Origin of the sequence: Rhodococcus sp. H-CA8f (assembly GCF_002501585.1) — a bacterium.
Classification (GTDB): Bacteria; Actinomycetota; Actinomycetes; order Mycobacteriales; family Mycobacteriaceae; genus Rhodococcus_F; species Rhodococcus_F erythropolis.
On sequence record NZ_CP023720.1, the window covers coordinates 2,974,650 to 2,991,998 of the forward strand.

13 protein-coding genes, 2 tRNA genes and 1 riboswitch are annotated in these 17,349 nt (G+C 63.1%); of the genes, 7 read left to right on the forward strand and 8 right to left on the reverse strand.

Translation table 11 applies throughout. From position 1 onward, the window contains the following. Positions 1–35: 35 nt before the first annotated feature. From gcvH to gcvP, 6 genes are all read left to right on the forward strand, one after another. Positions 36–440 (forward strand): glycine cleavage system protein GcvH, encoded by a 405-nt coding sequence (gcvH, locus tag CPI83_RS13925; protein ID WP_019748557.1) that lies wholly within the window; start codon positions 36–38, stop codon positions 438–440. Positions 441–651: 211 nt separating this feature from the next. Beyond that, on the forward strand, positions 652–1,146 hold the full coding sequence (gene garA, locus CPI83_RS13930) for a glycogen accumulation regulator GarA (protein WP_003946166.1): 495 nt from the start codon (positions 652–654) through the stop codon (positions 1,144–1,146). Further along, positions 1,146–1,883, forward strand: a complete 738-nt coding sequence (locus tag CPI83_RS13935) for a MerR family transcriptional regulator (RefSeq protein ID WP_003946161.1) — start codon at positions 1,146–1,148, stop codon at positions 1,881–1,883. The genes garA and CPI83_RS13935 overlap by 1 nt, the downstream gene beginning before the upstream one ends. A 93-nt stretch (positions 1,884–1,976) precedes the next feature. Further along, positions 1,977–2,450, forward strand: coding sequence for a bifunctional nuclease family protein (locus CPI83_RS13940; RefSeq protein ID WP_003946194.1), 474 nt, complete (start codon positions 1,977–1,979; stop codon positions 2,448–2,450). 335 nt (positions 2,451–2,785) lie between these two features. Continuing rightward, positions 2,786–3,340, forward strand: a complete 555-nt coding sequence (locus CPI83_RS13945; RefSeq protein WP_021344354.1) for a MerR family transcriptional regulator — start codon at positions 2,786–2,788, stop codon at positions 3,338–3,340. A gap of 220 nt (positions 3,341–3,560) precedes the next feature. Further along, positions 3,561–3,690: riboswitch (glycine riboswitch) on the forward strand. 53 nt (positions 3,691–3,743) lie between these two features. Beyond that, positions 3,744–6,602, forward strand: coding sequence for an aminomethyl-transferring glycine dehydrogenase (gcvP, locus tag CPI83_RS13950; protein ID WP_092763953.1), 2,859 nt, complete (start codon positions 3,744–3,746; stop codon positions 6,600–6,602). A gap of 22 nt (positions 6,603–6,624) precedes the next feature. Here gcvP and CPI83_RS13955 read toward each other — a convergent pair whose 3' ends face one another. The 8 genes from CPI83_RS13955 to CPI83_RS13990 all read right to left on the reverse strand — a co-directional run bounded on the left by CPI83_RS13955 (position 6,625) and on the right by CPI83_RS13990 (position 15,830). Further along, a complete protein-coding gene (locus CPI83_RS13955) occupies positions 6,625–7,773 on the reverse strand; it encodes a metallophosphoesterase (RefSeq protein ID WP_097387350.1) in 1,149 nt (382 codons plus the stop codon). Then, positions 7,773–9,467: a VWA domain-containing protein gene (locus CPI83_RS13960; RefSeq protein ID WP_097387351.1), complete on the reverse strand. Its 1,695-nt coding sequence runs from the start codon at positions 9,465–9,467 to the stop codon at positions 7,773–7,775. Before CPI83_RS13960 ends, CPI83_RS13955 begins: the two co-directional genes overlap by 1 nt. Before the next feature lie 159 nt (positions 9,468–9,626). Further along, positions 9,627–11,810, reverse strand: coding sequence for a malate synthase G (locus CPI83_RS13965; RefSeq protein ID WP_097387352.1), 2,184 nt, complete (start codon positions 11,808–11,810; stop codon positions 9,627–9,629). Positions 11,811–11,962: 152 nt separating this feature from the next. Then, positions 11,963–13,213 (reverse strand): saccharopine dehydrogenase NADP-binding domain-containing protein, encoded by a 1,251-nt coding sequence (locus CPI83_RS13970; RefSeq protein WP_070386266.1) that lies wholly within the window; start codon positions 13,211–13,213, stop codon positions 11,963–11,965. A gap of 44 nt (positions 13,214–13,257) precedes the next feature. Next, positions 13,258–13,689 carry a universal stress protein gene (locus CPI83_RS13975; RefSeq protein WP_020723653.1) on the reverse strand — a complete coding sequence of 144 codons (432 nt, stop codon included), beginning with the start codon at positions 13,687–13,689 and terminating at the stop codon, positions 13,258–13,260. 157 nt (positions 13,690–13,846) lie between these two features. Beyond that, positions 13,847–15,388: an SDR family NAD(P)-dependent oxidoreductase gene (locus CPI83_RS13980; RefSeq protein ID WP_003946151.1), complete on the reverse strand. Its 1,542-nt coding sequence runs from the start codon at positions 15,386–15,388 to the stop codon at positions 13,847–13,849. 108 nt (positions 15,389–15,496) lie between these two features. After that, positions 15,497–15,582: transfer RNA gene (locus CPI83_RS13985), tRNA-Leu, on the reverse strand. A gap of 162 nt (positions 15,583–15,744) precedes the next feature. Further along, positions 15,745–15,830, reverse strand: a tRNA-Leu gene (locus CPI83_RS13990). A gap of 118 nt (positions 15,831–15,948) precedes the next feature. Between CPI83_RS13990 and CPI83_RS13995 the strand changes: the two genes are divergently transcribed. Then, complete coding sequence (locus CPI83_RS13995; RefSeq protein ID WP_069146601.1) at positions 15,949–17,301, forward strand: M20/M25/M40 family metallo-hydrolase; 1,353 nt, start codon at positions 15,949–15,951, stop codon at positions 17,299–17,301. The last annotated feature ends 48 nt before the right edge of the window (positions 17,302–17,349 follow it).

Here is a 17,349-nt window from a genome sequence, read left to right on the forward strand (position 1 = left end):
TCCGACTTTCGGACGGCCTGTGAAAGGAAGCCACTGTGAGTGAGCTCGATACACCTACCGATCTGCGCTACACCGCGGAGCACGAGTGGGTGAAGCGGACCGGCCCGACCTCAGTTCGAGTCGGTATCACCGACTTTGCTCAGTCGCAGCTCGGTGACGTCGTGTTCGTCCAGCTTCCCGCTGTCGACGAAGACGTGACCGCCGGTGAATCGCTCGGTGAGGTCGAGTCGACCAAGAGCGTCTCCGACATCTTTGCTCCGTTCACTGCGAAAGTTCTTGCAGCCAACGGTGAATTGGACGGACAGCCTGACCTCGTCAACACCGATCCGTACAACACGGGTTGGTTGGTCGAGCTCGAGGTCGCCGACGAGGCCACACTCGACGCCGCACTCGCGGCAACGCTGGACGCGGAGGCATACAAGGGACTCACGTCCGAGTAGAAAACCTGCGCGTGGACCGGCCAACTCGTGTTGTGTCGCGGCCTGTCTCGCTGCACGCGGCGGTCTGCGCAGGGTACGGTCGTTAGGTACGCATGTGCCGAGTCGGGGCGCAGGGCCGTATCGAACGTGACTGTGAAAGATGCTCGTGAAGAAAGTGCACTGCGTAGTCCAGTGATTCATGATCTGGATGATTGACCCAGGAGGAGAAACAGTGAGCGAGAACGGTAACGACGCGGGCTATGGGGAGTCGCCGGCGGAGACCACTTCGGTTTTCCGTGCGGACTTCCTCAATGAGCTCGACAACACCTCCTCTGCAGCACCGGCCGCCGAGCAGCCGGTTTCGGGCGTGGAAGGCCTTCCCGCCGGAGCCGCCCTTCTGGTGGTCAAGCGGGGACCGAATGCAGGATCCCGCTTTTTGCTCGATCAGCCGACGACGTCGGCAGGTCGGCACCCGGACAGCGACATCTTCCTCGACGACGTGACCGTCAGCCGTCGTCACGCCGAGTTCCGTCAGGAAGATGCAGATTTCCACGTCGTCGACGTCGGAAGCCTGAACGGCACCTACGTCAACCGTGAGCCTGTCGATTCGGCAGTTCTCGCGAACGGTGACGAGGTTCAGATTGGCAAGTTCCGTCTGGTGTTCCTCACCGGCCCTCGTGCCGGCGGTTCGCAGGTCGGCGAGTCGTCAGCAGGTGCGGGTAGCTAATGACGGCAGTGCGGCAGCAGAGCCAGCCCGGAATGTCGATTGGTTCCGTGCTGGATCGGTTGCGTCCAGATTTTCCCGACGTGACGATTTCGAAGATCCGTTTCCTTGAGTCCGAGGGCTTGATCAGCCCACAACGGACACCGTCGGGATACCGCAGATTCTCTGTCGAGGACTGCGAGCGTCTTCGCTTCGTGCTGACCGCTCAACGCGATCAGTACCTGCCGCTCAAAGTGATCAAAGAACAACTCGAAGCGATCGACAGCGGCGCAGCGACGGTGAGTGCAGAAGTTCCTGCGCCTCGTCGTGCTCGCGTCCTGTCGATCGCTACGGGCGATGTCTCACCCGAGGCTTTCCGGGTCGATCGCGAAGTTCGAGTCGGTCGTCAGGACCTTCTCGCTCGCGCCGACATCGACGATCGGTTTCTGACCGATCTGATCCGTACCGGTTTGGTCGTTCCCGGCGCAGCGGGCTTCTTCGACGAGGACGCCGTGACGCTGGCGCGCACCGCGAAGGCGATGTCCGAGTACGGCTTGGAGGTTCGTCATCTGCGGGCGTTCAAGTTGGCTGCTGATCGTGAAGCGGGACTCGTGACCCAGATCGCCGGACCGGTTGCCAAGGGTCGTGACGCCGGAGCACGTGATCGTGCCGAGGAAATGGTCCGGGAACTGGCTGCGCTGTCGCTGACATTGCACACATGTCTGGTCAAGTCGGCGGTTCGGGGAAGTCTCGATCGCTGAGTTCCTCGATCAGCGGGGCACACTCGAATAGAATTTCAGTACGACCGCATCGGAGTCGGTCGGCTGGATCACGTCAGGTTGGAGGCAAGCTCGATGGGCGAAATGCGTGTGATCGGAGTTCGTGTCGAGCAGCCTCAGAATCAGCCGGTCCTGTTGCTGCGAGAGTCCGACGGCGATCGGTACCTGCCGATCTGGATCGGGCAAACCGAAGCTACCGCGATTGTTCTCGAACAACAGGGAGTCGAGCCGGCGCGACCGCTGACTCATGACCTGATCAAGATCTTGATCGAATCATTCGGTCGGAGCCTCAAGGAAGTGCGGATCGTGGACCTGCAAGAGGGCACCTTCTACGCGGATCTCGTCTTCGACGAGCAGACCACCGTCTCGGCACGTCCGTCGGACTCGATTGCATTGGCCCTGCGCATCGGCGTTCCGATCTTCGCGTCGGAGGCTGTTCTCGCCGAGGCCGGTCTGGTCATTCCCGACGAGCGCGAAGACGAGGTCGAGAAGTTCAAGGAATTCCTTGACACCATCTCGCCGGACGACTTCAAAGCCACTGACGGTTAGTCCTGTTTGTCCGTAATCAGGCTTTAGTCTTCAACTCTCAAGTAGAGGTTGAGTCTCGGTCGGCGTGTTGCGTTGACCGAGCACCCTCGTGGTCTTACCGTTGCGTGCGGTGGAGATCTTCTCGCCTTGTCGATCGAGGCGTACTCTGGGTAAGTCCACTCATGGAATTACCTGCCTTGGATTCACATCTGAAAGTTCGGTCGGCACGGGATTCTCGTGACTGCTGATAGCACAGGTTGGTTACATGATGGCGAAGCGAGAGGGAGACGGCAGTGGAAGAACAGTCGAATGAGCGCGGAACGGGCATAGCCGATAGTGCCGAGCCGACTGCAGAAATGTCTTCCGAAGAGCTGCAGCCAGGCCTGTTCCCGGACGATTCCATCCCCGACGACCTCGTCGGATATCGAGTACCCAGTGCGTGCCAGATCGCCGGGATCACGTACCGCCAACTCGACTACTGGGCACGGACGTCGTTGGTTGTTCCGTCGATCCGTGGCGCTGCCGGATCCGGTAGCCAACGTCTGTACTCCTTCAAGGACATCCTCGTTCTGAAGATCGTGAAGCGTCTGCTCGACACCGGCATCTCACTGCAGAACATTCGCGTCGCCGTCGATCACCTCCGTAAGCGCGGCGTCCGCGATCTTGCCAACATCACCCTGTTCTCCGACGGCACCACCGTGTACGAATGCACGTCCCCCGAAGAGGTCGTCGACCTCCTTCAGGGTGGGCAAGGCGTATTCGGCATCGCAGTCAGTGGAGCGATGCGTGAACTCACCGGAACGATCGCCGACTTCCCAGCCGAGCGGGCTGACGGCGGCGAAAGCGATCCCAACCCGGAAGACGAGTTGGCTTCGCGACGCAAGAATCGCGCCAGCCGCAAAACCGGATAACGCACGTCACATCTCTTTGGAGGATGCCACGGTGCAGGTAGGCGTTTCGGTCAACTAGACTGGGCCTGCGTCGCCGGCGTACGGGAGAGCCTCGGATACCGATTCACCGAACTTGTCTTTGTTTCAGTCTTTGTCTCAAAGGTCAGTCGTGAGCGGGATCAGGGCGCCGAAGGAGCAATACCTCCCCGTCAATCTCTCAGGCACCAAGGACCGTACGGGCTCCGACGCCTCTGGAAAGCGGTGGGACAACCCACCCGCCGACGGGGAAAGGCTGTGGCTTCCGTCTATCGGCGGATCACTACCGAATCTCTCAGGCGCTCGGGAATCGAGCATGCGACAGAGGGGGAGGAACGCACCGCAGTTCGGTGTGTGTCCTGATCCTCCGATCTGTCTGGGAGTTGTCGTGATCGACGCTGCAAGCCGTATATTTGCCGACCGCCATGTCGGTCCGAACGCCGCGGAACTCGCGCGCATCCTCGAACTCGTCGGTGTCGATTCACTCGACGAACTGGCAACCAAGGCCGTTCCCTCCGTCATCCTCGACGCTGCCCCGAACGGCATCGCGGCCGGACTCGACGCTCTGCCGCTTCCGGTTGGGGAGCACGAGGCACTTGCCGAACTGACTGCACTTGCAGCCCAGAACACTGTCGCGACGTCGATGATCGGCCTCGGCTACTTCGACACGTTGACGCCGCCGGTGTTGTTGCGCAACATCATCGAGAACCCGGCCTGGTACACCGCGTACACCCCGTATCAGCCGGAGATCAGCCAGGGCCGCCTCGAAGCCCTCCTCAACTTCCAGACCATGGTCGCCGATCTCTCCGGCATGGAACTGGCCAACTCGTCGATGCTCGACGAGGCCACCGCCGCTGCCGAAGCCATGACGCTCCTGCGCCGCGCGAACCGCAGCAAGTCCCCACGCTTTGTCGTCGACGCGGACCTGTATCCGCAGACCCTCGCCGTCATCGAGACACGCGCCGAGCCGCTCGGCATCGAGATCGTCTCCGCAGATCTCACTGCCGGACTGCCCGAGGGTGATTTCTTCGGTGTCATCGCCCAGATCCCGGGCGCTTCGGGACGCGTCGTGGACTACACCTCGATCATCGCGGAAGCTCACGAGCGCGGCGCGCTAGTTGCCGTCGGCGCCGACCTTCTTGCGATGACGCTCATCACCTCGCCGGGTGAACTCGGTGCGGACGCGTGCTTCGGCACCACCCAGCGCTTCGGTGTTCCCATGGGGTACGGCGGACCGCACGCCGGTTACCTGGCCGTGCACTCCAAGCACGCGCGTCAGCTGCCCGGCCGTTTGGTCGGCGTCTCCATCGACGCCGACGGAGACAAGGCATACCGCCTCGCGCTGCAGACACGTGAGCAGCACATTCGCCGTGAGAAGGCGACGTCCAACATCTGTACCGCGCAGGTGCTCCTCGCGATCCTCGCTGCGATGTACGCGAGTTACCACGGCGCCGAGGGGCTCAAGGCGATTGCGTTGCGCGTCGCTGCCCGCGCACACGCGTTGGCAAACGGCCTGCGCGAGGGCGGCGTGACCGTAGTCCACGATTCGTTCTTCGACACTGTGCTGGCTCAGGTTCCGGGTAAGGCGGCCAGCGTTGTCGCTGCGGCCAAGGAATCCGGGATCAACCTGCGTCTGGTCGATGCCGATCATGTCGGTATCTCCTGCGACGAGGCCACCACCGCCGACCACGTCCTTGCCGTGCTCGACGCGTTCGGGATCGAGGATGCTGTTGTCGCCATCGAAGCCGAGGGCAATTCGGTTCCGGCTGCTCAGGAGCGCACCTCCGACTACCTGCAGCACGAAGCCTTCACCCGTTACCGTACGGAAACGGCAATGCTTCGCTACCTGCGCGCGCTCTCCGACAAGGACATCGCCCTCGATCGCAGCATGATCCCGCTGGGTTCGTGCACCATGAAGCTCAATGCGACCGCCGAGATGGAATCCATCACCTGGCCCGCGTTCAACGCGATCCATCCGTTCGCGCCCACGTCGGATGCACCCGGTCTGCTGAAGATCATCAAGGATCTCGAAGACTGGCTGGTCGCGGTCACCGGCTATGACAACGTCAGCCTGCAACCCAACGCCGGCAGCCAGGGGGAGTACGCGGGCCTGCTCGCGATCCGCAACTACCACCTCAGCCGGGGCGACGACCACCGCGACACCTGCCTCATCCCGTCGAGTGCTCACGGCACCAACGCGGCGTCTGCCGTCATGGCCGGGATGCGCGTCGAGGTAGTCGCCTGCCGTCCCAACGGTGACGTCGACGTCGACGATCTGCGCGCGAAGATCGCCGATCACGCCGAGCGTCTCGCCGCGATCATGATCACCTACCCTTCAACACACGGTGTCTACGAGCATGAGATCTCCGACATCTGCGCAGCGGTACACGACGCCGGTGGCCAGGTGTACGTCGACGGCGCCAACCTCAATGCGCTTGTCGGCCTTGCCCGTCCGGGCCGATTCGGCGGCGACGTCAGCCACCTGAATCTGCACAAGACCTTCTGCATCCCGCACGGCGGCGGCGGACCCGGCGTCGGCCCGATCGGTGTGCGCTCACACTTGACGCCGTTTTTGCCCGGACACCCGATGGCCCCCGAACTCGGTGGTAGAGGAACGATCTCGGCAGCGCCGTACGGCAGTGCGTCCATTCTGCCCATCACCTGGACCTACATCCGGATGATGGGTGCTGCGGGCCTGCGCCGCGCCAGCCTGACCGCCATCGCGTCGGCCAACTACATCGCGCGTCGACTCGACGAGTACTTCCCGGTTCTCTACACCGGCGAGAACGGCATGGTCGCGCACGAGTGCATCCTCGACCTCCGTGGGTTGACCAAGGACACTGGCGTCACCGTCGACGACGTGGCAAAGCGTCTGGCCGACTACGGTTTCCATGCACCGACCATGAGCTTCCCCGTGGTCGGCACACTGATGGTCGAGCCCACCGAGAGCGAGAACCTCGAAGAGATCGACGAGTTCTGCGAGGCGATGATCGCTATTCGCGGCGAAATCGATCGCGTCGGCGCCGGCGAGTGGACGGTGGAGGACAACCCGCTACGCGGTGCTCCCCACACTGCCGGAAGCATTGCAGCGCAGTGGGATCACCCGTACTCGCGTGAGATCGCCGTCTTCCCGCGAGGCAAGGCTCGCCCGAAGGTGTGGCCGTCCGTGCGTCGTATCGACGGTGCACATGGCGACCGCAACCTGGTCTGCTCGTGCCCGCCGATCGAAGCGTTCGCAGGCAACTAAGGCGTGTGCCCGCCGGAGATCATCACCTCTCGCGTACGAGTTCGAGAACGGTGATCTCCGGCGGTGCGCCGACGCGTACCGGCGGGCCCCAAGCCCCGGCGCCACGCGTCGTGTACAGCACTGTGTTTCCGACCTTGTCCAAGCCTTGCACCGAAGGCTGCTGCAGCGGAACGAGATACCTCAGCGGCCACATCTGACCGCCGTGAGTGTGCCCGGACAGCTGCAGATCGATACCCATCTCGGACGCCTCGATCGCCTGACGCGGTTCGTGCGCGAGAAGCAAGGCGAAAGTATTCGGATCGCGACCTGCGAGCGCGGCAGTAAGGTTCGGCTCGTACGGGGCCGGCGACGTGTAGTCGTGGATGCCCACGATGTCGATGGTGTCGCCGTCATGCTGGATCGAGGCGCGACTGTTGCGAAGTGTGGTGATCCCCAATGTTTCCCACACGTCGAGCCATTTGCCACCGTCGTCCGCGTAGAACTCGTGGTTTCCGCTGACTCCGAAGATTCCGTCCGGCGCCTGAAGATCGGCGAGCGGAGCAAGATCGGGAGCAACTTTTGCGACGGTGCCGTCCACGAGATCGCCGCCGATCGCGATCAGATCGACATTCTGCGCGTTGACGATTTCGACCACCTTGCGGGTGAAGTCGACCCCGCGGGCCGGTCCAACGTGCAGGTCGGTGATCAAGGCGATCCGGTATCCGTTGAAGCCCTCGGGCAGGCGAGCAAGCGGCACGCGGACGCGTGAAATCTTGGGGCCCGACGCCTCGTAGACGCCGTAGCCGGCGGTGCCGATCGCCGCGAGAGTGACTGCTGCTGTAGCCAACTGCAACGTACGACGCTTGGCCGGGTCGACTTCGGTCGTGGTATCCGTCCGGCGTGCACGTAGTCGACTGATCCCGGCAAACAGGCCGATCACGAGCAGTCCGGGAATCAGGTACAGCCACGAAGCCAGCCAGACCCATCCGAGAAATCCGATCGGTCGCGCCCAGGACGTCGGGAAGATTTCGCCGCTGCCGACCCCGATGAGCGTCGAGACCGCCAAGACGACAAGCGCAGTGTCGGCAAGACGAGCCCATCGCCTCGGGATGCCGGTGGCGCGAACGAGTCGGCGGTGCAGGAACCAGGTCAGAATGGCGAGAAGGACTGCAAAAACCGCGACGCGCCCCATCAGGACAGCATCTTGGTCACTGTGGCCGCGAGAGCGGGGTCGGACGTCGAATCGACGCGAACCAAGGTTCCGCCGGTCCGATCCGAGACGTCTTGGAGTGTGGAGACGTCGTCGCCCGCACCGACGACGATCACGTCGACCTGTACCGGACGCGACGGATTGCCCGCAGCGGCGATCGCGCTGAGCAGTTCGGCTCGCGTCGTGGTGGATTCGTCAGGTGTACTCGAGGTGATCAGCAGCACCGAGTTGACTCGTCCCGCGTCGAAACCGTCAACCGCGGCTTTGTACGAACTGGCAAGCGCCGGGTACTTGGAGGTCTTTCCGCCGGCTCGAAGCCCGTTGAGGAAATCGGTGATGGTGGCACGCCGATTCGGCTCGGACAGTGAACCGCCCGGAACCAGGATGCGCTCGGACGGTTTTCCGTCGGTGCCCGTGCTGAACTCGCGAAGGCCGATGTCCGAAGCGTCAGGGCTGCGACCCAATTGGGCGTTCACCGCCGAGGCAACATTCGCCAAGCGGGTAGTGCCACCGTCGTCGGTACCCATCGACGCCGACGTGTCCATCAGGATGGTGGCACTACGCGGAGAGACCGGATTGGCGACGATGTCACCGAGCGCAGCTGCGGTTTCGGCCGAAGCCGGTTTCAACGTGGACGAGATCTTGGCCGGAGACACCGCACCGAGATCGGGAAGGTCTTGACCCTCGACCCGGAAACCGGCGCCGACGAACAACTGTGACTGATTCGGCTCACGCATGAAATCGGCAAACTGTGCCGCTGCGCGCGAGGCGGTTTCGTCGATTCCGCTGCCCGAGACGATGACCGCCGGATAGTCCGCGACTGGCGTTGCGCCGGCGGGGGAGTACGTCGTCATCGCCGCGTTCGCGCTCTGCGCTATCGACTGTTCCGTGGCCGGAACGGCTTTCACCGAATCCGGTGTTCCGGCGCTCAGTGCTCCGAGGGCTTCGGCGGTGGACGTCGGGGGAGTCGGCAAGGATTGGAACTGCAATGCCCGCGCACTGAGCGCAGCGTTGACCTGCGCGGACTTCGCCTGATCCGTCGTGACCGGACCGGCACCCGCATCGGCGACGTCGGCAGCGATTGCCTGTGCGGCCATCGAGGTTTCGGTACTTCCGACCGGCAGGGCGACCGTCAGATCGGAAGGCAATGACTTCCAACTCGATGCTGCGCCGGCCAATGCTGCCGCGGTCTCGGGGCCGGTTGCCAGAACGATCGGGGAACTCGCGAGCGAGCGAGGATCACCGTTGATCACGGCCTTGCCCGCCAGCGGCGCGAGTTCGAACGAGCTCGTCGGGATCCACAGGGAGGGACGCGGTCCCAATGCTGCGTCGTCCCAGGATGCCGCCGGACCGGCTTCGAGTGCCGTCGAGACCGACGCGGACGGCGCACCGTGCACCACGACGGTGATGCAGTGATCGCGCACGACCGGAGAGGTCTGGGTGTACCGCTTGGCCAGTTCCTCGATCTGTGGGGCGATGGACGGATCCGCGGTGACGTCGAGTGTCTTGTTGCCTTCGACGCACGTACCTGCTGCCTGCTGGCCCTGATCGTCGATCCGGTTGCTGAGGGCCTTCCACCCGAAGAAGCCTGCAACGATCAAGACGATCAGCACGACGACGAGAATCGGCCCCTTGCTGATACCTCTGGCGCCTGACCCGCCGCGATGTTCGCCCACGTACCTTGCCCTACCTTGGTCACTCGAAGAATGTCTGCTGAACGGACTGTGTCCTCGGCCAGTCTAGTGACGAATCTTCGGGGCCTACGCGAACAGCCTCGACACCGGTAGCGGTGCCGAGGCTGTTCGGGTTCAGCTTCGAGTTCGAAGAAGGTGAAATCAGGCGTTGGCAGCCTTGTACTCGCGGCGGCGGCGATGCAGGATCGGCTCCGTGTATCCGCTGGGCTGCTTCGCGCCTTCGAGGATGAGTTCCTTGGCAGCCTGGAACGCGATGTTGGAATCGAAATCAGGTGCCATGTTGCGGTACTCGGCGTCGCCCTCGTTCTGACGGTCGACAACCGGGGCCATGCGCTCGAGTGCACTGACAACGTCGCTCTCGCTGACGATGCCGTGACGCAGCCAGTTGGCGAGCAGCTGGCTCGAGATGCGCAGGGTGGCGCGGTCCTCCATGAGCGCGACATCGTGGATGTCGGGAACCTTGGAGCAGCCGACACCCGCGTCGATCCAGCGGACGACGTAGCCGAGGATGGACTGGCAGTTGTTGTCGAGCTCTTCCTTCTTCTCCGCGTCCGTCCAGTCGGTGCTGGGAGCGAGCGGGATGGTCAGGATGTCGTCGACGCTCGCACGCGGCTTGCCCTTCAGGCTGTCCTGAACAGCGAACACGTCGACGCGGTGGTAGTGCGTCGCGTGCAGCGTTGCGCCGGTCGGCGAAGGAACCCACGCGGTGTTGGCGCCGGCCTTGGGGTGGCCGATCTTCTGCTCGAGCATGTCTGCCATCAGCTCGGTCATGGCCCACATGCCCTTGCCGATCTGCGCCTTGCCCTGCAGGCCGCAGGCCAGTCCGGTGTCGACGTTCCAGTCCTCGTACGCACCGATCCACTTCTGCTTTTTCATCTCGGCCTTGCGCACCATCGCGCCGGCTTCCATGGAGGTGTGGATCTCGTCGCCGGTGCGGTCGAGGAAGCCGGTGTTGATGAACACGACGCGGTCGACGGCTTCCTTGATGCAGGCAGCGAGGTTGACTGTCGTGCGACGCTCCTCGTCCATGATGCCGACCTTGAGCGTGTTCTCGGGAAGCCCGAGGACCTGCTCGACGCGGCCGAACAGTTCGGTGGTGAAGGCAACTTCCTCGGGGCCGTGCTGCTTGGGCTTGACGATGTAGATCGAGCCGGTGCGGCTGTTGTCGAGCGGGCCGTTGGCGTCACTGATCGAGAGGCCGTGCACTGCACAGGTGCTGGTGATCAAAGCGTCGAGAATGCCCTCGGGGACCTCGTTGCCGTCGGCATCGAGGATCGCGGGGTTGGTCATGAGGTGACCGACGTTGCGGACGAACAGGAGCGAACGACCGTGCAGGCTGAGTTCGCTGCCGTCGACGGCGGTGTACTTACGGTCGCCGTTGAGCGTACGAGTGAAGGACTTGGCGCCCTTCTTGATCTCCTCGGACAGATCACCGCGATTGAGGCCCAACCAGTTCCGGTAACCGACAACCTTGTCGTCGGCGTCGACAGCGGCGACCGAGTCCTCGAAGTCCATGATCGTGGTGACGGCCGATTCGAGAACGACGTCCTTGACACCGGCGGCGTCGGTGCTGCCGATCGGGGAGGACGCGTCGATCTGGATCTCGGCGTGCAATCCGTTGTTGAGCAGCAGGATGCTCGTCGGTGCGTCCTTCTCGCCGAGGTAGCCGACGAACTTCTCCGGCTGGGCGAGGGTGGTGACCGTACCGTCTGCCAACGTGATCTTCAGTTCGCTGCCTTCGATCACGTACTTGGTCGAATCTGCATGCGACCCCGACGCGAGAGGTGCTGCCGCGTCGAGGAATTCACGCGCCCAGGCGATGACCTTGTCGCCGCGGACCTTGTTGTAGCCGGAACCCTTCTCGGCGCCGTTCTCCTCCGAGATGGCGTTGGTGCCGTACAGCGCGTCGTACAACGAACCCCAGCGGGCGTTGGACGCGTTGAGAGCGAAGCGCGCGTTGAGGATCGGCACGACCAACTGCGGGCCGGCCGTCGAGGTGATCTCAGTGTCGACGTTCGCGGTGGTGACCGAGAACTCGGCAGGCGTCGGCAGGAGGTAGCCGATCTCCTGCAGGAACGCCTTGTATGCGGCAGCGTCGATGGGAGCGCCGGCATGATCGCGATGCCACTGATCGATCTGAGCCTGCAGATCGTCACGCTTGGCAAGCAAATCGCGGTTCTTCGGTGCGAGCTCGGTGATGACCTTGTCGGCGCCGGCCCAGAACGTCTCGGCGTCTACACCGGTGCCGGGAAGAGCCTCCTCGACCACGAAGTCGTAGAGAACCTTGGCAACCTGAAGACTGCCGACCTGAACGCGCTCAGTCATGAATAGCCTCACTTTTCCGAAAGCGGAGCACCACATATGGATGCCATGAACCAACATCAATGTTACCTGGGAGTATTCCCACCGCTGTCCGCGCCCTGAGCTGCGATAATCGGGCGCGAAGAGCTGAAACGATCAAGTGAAATTCGTTCTGTCTAGAGTTTGCGCGCGGAAATCTCGAAACCGGCCTTGCGTAGACGCTCGGCCAGGACGTCGCCGAGCGCCGTCGCTGGAGTCAAAACGCCGGTAGCCGGGGGGAGATCCTTGTGGTCCTTCGCCAATGACAACGCAGATTCGCCGAGCATTACCGCCGTCGCGCTGTATCCCGGGTCGCCCTTCGCCTTCACTCGTGAGGTGTATCGAGCGCCGGTCGTGGTCGTGGTGAACACATCGAGCGTGAAGTGCCCCTTCTTCTGGGTGCTCTCGCTCGGGCCCTCGCCGGGTGCAGGCAATACCTTGTCGAGAAGGAAACGTGTCGGAGGAAGGGCGAGTCCGGCGACCAGCGCGCCGAGGCCGACTGCGACACCGCCCGCGATTACCGGTGACACCACCGAGGAGCCGACGCTCATCACCTCGCTGTACTTGAACTTCTTGCCGTACGCCCACTCTCGTAGCGCATTGCTGCGACGGACGACTCGTGTGTTGTACGACGCCATCACGAACGGTGCCTTCCAACCCTTCAACGAAGGATCGATCTTCTTGCCGTCGACCACGCTCACGTCGCTCTGTCGTCCGAGGTCAGGCTCGCGGTCACGATCGGGGCTCAATGAATACGGCGAGGCCGCGAGTTTCCTTAGGCGCGCATCGTCTTTCGACACGTCGATCTGATTGCGAAGCGAATCGATCGTGCCACCGCTCACTCCGCCGCGCAGCGCCGTGACCACCAGCGTTGTGTCGGTGAGCTCACCGGCGCCGTCGGCAGTGACCTTCTCGTGGAGGACGTGAACTCCGAGATCGGAAGGGATGGAATCGAATCCGCAGGAATGGACGATCTTTGCGCCGGTCGAGACCGCCAGCTCATGGTTGGCGTCGATGCTCTCGCGGTGGAACAGCACCTCACCGGTGAGGTCAACGTAATGAGTTCCGGCGGAGGCGCATTCGTGAACAAGGGTGTGACCGTACTTGGCGTACGGGCCGACCGTGGTGGCGACGACCCGAGTTCGCTGCGCGAGCGCTTTCAATGCGGTGGCGTCGTCGGCGTCGGCGATGATCAGGGGGAGATCGGCAGCGGCGGTACCCAGATCGGCGCGAGTGGCTGCCAACTTCTCGAGGGAGCGGCCACCGAGGCCGATCTTCGTGCCTTCGGGAGCGTGTTTGACGAGGTAGTCGGCGAGTAGCTTTCCGACGAAGCCGCTCGCTCCGTAGACGATGATGTCGAGTTCTCGGGCGGGCGAGGTTCCAGTCATGGAGCCAGCCTACAAACGCGCACTCGAAAGTGATGTGACCGAGGTCACTCGGCGGGGAGGGGTTCCTTGACGACGAGGATCGGAGCCTCCACTTCGAGCAGGAGACGCTGCAGCGGGCGTTCGAGGAGGAACTTGCCGATGGGGGACATCCGGCGTGTTCCGACGATCAGGAGATCGACACCCGCGCCGTGGACCAGGTTGACGAGCGCGGTCACCGGATCGCCGTCGTGCTCGGTGGTGCGCAGATCCCACTTCGTCTCCGAGAATCCACCGGCGTCGAGCGCTGACTGAATCTCGCCGCGAAGAGCGGCCCGATCGTCCTCGGTGTCTCCGGTGTCGGCCGTGTCCCCGATGTTGACATCGTCCAGGACGTGCAGAACCAGCAGTTCCTCGCTTCGACCCACGGATTCCCGTGCGGCGGCCACGATTGCGGCGCGGCCTTCCGGGCTGTCCTTGTGTACGACGGCGATCGTCATGGTTCCTCCGAGTCGGTGAGCAGGTTCGCAGTCCATTATCGCCTGCAATGCTGTGCCCTACCTGAATTGAGCTACTCGACACGGGGGTTTGGCGGTGACGAGATCGCCACATCGGGGCGCCTAGGTGCTGCCTGTCACCACTACGGGGTGCCGCCCATCACCACGGCGAGGGTTTGTAATCCTTGAGGAAGCAGCCGTGCAGGTCGACGCCCAACTCGCCCTGAACGATTGGGTCGTAGACGCGGGCTGCACCGTCGACGAGGTCGAGCGGCGCGTGGAAACCTTCGTCGGCCAACCGCATCTTGGTGAAGTGCGGGCGTTCGTCGGTGATCCAGCCGGTGTCGACGGCGGTCATGAGGATGCCGTCGTCGAGCATTTCCTTGGAGCTGGTGCGGGTCAGCATGTTCAGTGCTGCCTTGGCCATGTTGGTGTGCGGGTGGCCAGGGCCCTTGTATGCGCGGCTGAACTGGCCTTCCATGGCGGAGACATTCACGACGTACTTGCGTCGCGCAGCTGCCGCGGCCATCGACGGGCGCAGGCGTGAAACGAGGATGAAGGGCGCGACCGAGTTGCAGAGCTGGACTTCGAGAAGCTCGATCGGATCGACCTCCTCGACGGTCTGGACCCAACTGTTGGTGTGCGCGAGGTCCGGCAGCAGCCCGCCGGCGTCGATGGCGATGCCCTGCTCGATGCGATCGGGTGAAGCCGACTTGGCGACGAGTGCGAGCGAACTGACCGCGTCGGCGGACAGATTTCCGGAGGTGATGCTTGCGACGTCCGACAGCGATCCGGCCAGAGCCGCGGGGTGGGCGTCGCTCGTCTTGCCGAAGGTCAGGACATCAGGGAGTTCACCGGCGGGCAGTGCTCCGGACTCGGCGTCAACCAGAGCGCCGTAGGCACCGGGGGAGCGTCGGACGGTCTGCGCGGCGTTGTTGATGAGGATGTCGAGCGGACCCTGTGCGGCAACGGAATCCGCGAGTGCAACAACCTGGGCGGGGTCGCGGAGGTCGATGCCGACGATGCGCAGACGGTGAATCCAGTCGTTGCTGTCTTCCATCGCCTTGAATCGGCGGATCGCGTCGTTGGGGAATCGCGTCGTGATGGTCAGATGTGCGCCGTCACGCAGCAGGCGCAGCGCGATGTACATACCGATCTTCGCGCGGCCGCCGGTCAGAAGTGCGCGTCTGCCGGTGAGATCAGTGCTCGCATCACGTTTGCTGCGGCTGGTGGCAGCGCACTCGGGGCACAGTTGGTGGTAGAAGGCGTCGACTGCGGTGTAGCGCTGCTTGCAGATGTAGCACGGTCGCGCCTTGATGAGCGTGCCGGCGGAAGCGCCGGCGGTGTTCGACTTGATCGGAATGCCTGCGGTCTCGTCGTCGATGCGATCGGGTGAACCTGTGGCAGTCGCGGCGACTACTTGGCGGTCCGCTTCGTTGACGGCTGCGCGCGAGGCGAGGCGGCGCTTCTTCTTGAGTCGCTTGAACAGATGGCCGACAGCGCGCTGCATGGTGATCGAATCGGGATGCTCGTCGTCGAGTTCGGCGGCTTCGGAAAGGACCTTCAGGCAGATTTCGAGTTCTGCGGGGTCGAGGCCGGTGAGTTCGGCTCGAGCAGATTCTGAATCGGCTGTTTCCAGCGAATCTGCCTGCAGTGCATCCGACTTCTTGGTGTCTGTATCCACTTCGAACTTCTGTTCCATCTCGATCGCCGCTCGCGCGGACTGTTCCCTGGTGCGGGAACTTCGCCAATTACGAGAAAAGCTCCGGTTCGATGAACCGGAGCTTTTCCTGTCTGTCTCAACACAGAGTGTCCGAGGGGGGACTTGAACCCCCACGTCCGTTAATAGGACACTAGCACCTCAAGCTAGCGCGTCTGCCATTCCGCCACTCGGACTCGGCCCCGATTTCTCGGTGCTGGGAAAGAGTATCCGATGCCATCGCCAGGTCCCAAATCGCCCCACTGCTGTGCGCCTTTATTAACCGCCGGGGGTTAATAAACGCGCACAGCAAAAAGACCCCAACCTGATCAGGCTGGGGTCTTTCTGCTGTATTCGAGTGTCCGAGGGGGGACTTGAACCCCCACGTCCGTTAATAGGACACTAGCACCTCAAGCTAGCGCGTCTGCCATTCCGCCACTCGGACTCGGCCCCGATTTCTCGGTGCTGGGAAAGAGTATCCGATTAGGTCAGCTGCCCCAAATCGCCAGGTTGCGGGGCATTCCGGTCGCCCGCGTCGTTTGATTCGATGGTAGGAAAGTGGAATGACCACAACCCCGAATAATCCGAATCCGAGCAGAGCCGAAGCAGAAGTAGTCGAACTGGTCAGTTCTCTCATCCGCTTCGACACCTCGAACACGGGAGAACTCGAAACCACCAAGGGTGAGCGTGCGTGCGCGGAGTGGGTTGCCGCGCAGCTTCAAGAAGTCGGCTATGAGACGGAATACGTCGAGTCCGGTGCGCCCGGCCGCGGGAACGTCTTTGCTCGCTTGAAGGGAGCTGAGTCGGGTCGAGGTGCATTGATGCTTCACGGTCACCTCGACGTCGTTCCGGCCGAGCCCGCCGACTGGAGCGTCCATCCCTTTGCCGGCACCGTCCAGGACGGTTACGTCTGGGGGCGCGGCGCCGTGGACATGAAGGACATGGTCGGGATGATCCTGGCCATCGCCAGACAGTTCAAGGCGGAAGGCGTCGTACCGCCGCGTGATCTGGTGTTCGCCTTCGTGGCGGACGAGGAAGCGGGCGGCAAGTACGGATGCCAGTGGCTGGTCGAGCACCGCCCGGATCTGTTCGAGGGAGTGACCGAAGCCGTCGGTGAGGTGGGCGGTTTCTCGCTGACGGTTCCGCGGCCGGACGGAACCGACCGCCGGCTCTACCTCGTGGAGACTGCGGAAAAGGGCCTCGGTTGGATGCGTCTGACGGCCAAGGGACGTGCCGGGCACGGCTCCTTCCTCCACGACGACAACGCAGTCGCGACACTCGCCGGCGCGGTCTCGAGACTCGCTGCTCATCAGTTCCCGATCGTGATCTCGGATTCGGTTGCCGAGTTCCTCACCGCCGTCGGCGAAGAGACCGGATTGGACTTTGATCCGGGATCACCCGACATCGACGGGACTCTCGCGAAGCTGGGGACGATCGCCAACATCATCGGGGCGACGTTCCGTGACACGGCGAACCCGACGATGCTCAAGGCCGGATACAAGGCGAACGTCATTCCGCAGACTGCCGAGGCAGTCTTCGACTGCCGCGTGCTGCCGGGACGTCAGGCCGAATTCGAGCGCACGGTGGACCAGCTGATCGGCCCCGACGTGACCCGCGAGTGGATCACCAAGCTGGATTCGTACGAAACAACGTTCGACGGCCACCTCGTCGACGCCATGAACGAGGCGATCCTCGCCCACGATCCGGAGGCTCGCACAGTTCCGTACATGCTCTCCGGCGGAACCGACGCGAAGGCATTCGCGAAACTGGGCATTCGCTGCTTCGGCTTCGCACCTTTGCAGTTGCCGCCCGAGCTCGATTTCAGTGCGCTGTTCCACGGCGTCGACGAGCGAGTTCCGGTGGACGCACTACTGTTCGGGACACGTGTTCTGGAACATTTCCTGCTCAATTCCTGACGAGCACGTAGATAGATCCGTGAGCTCGACGCACATCGAGCTCTCTTG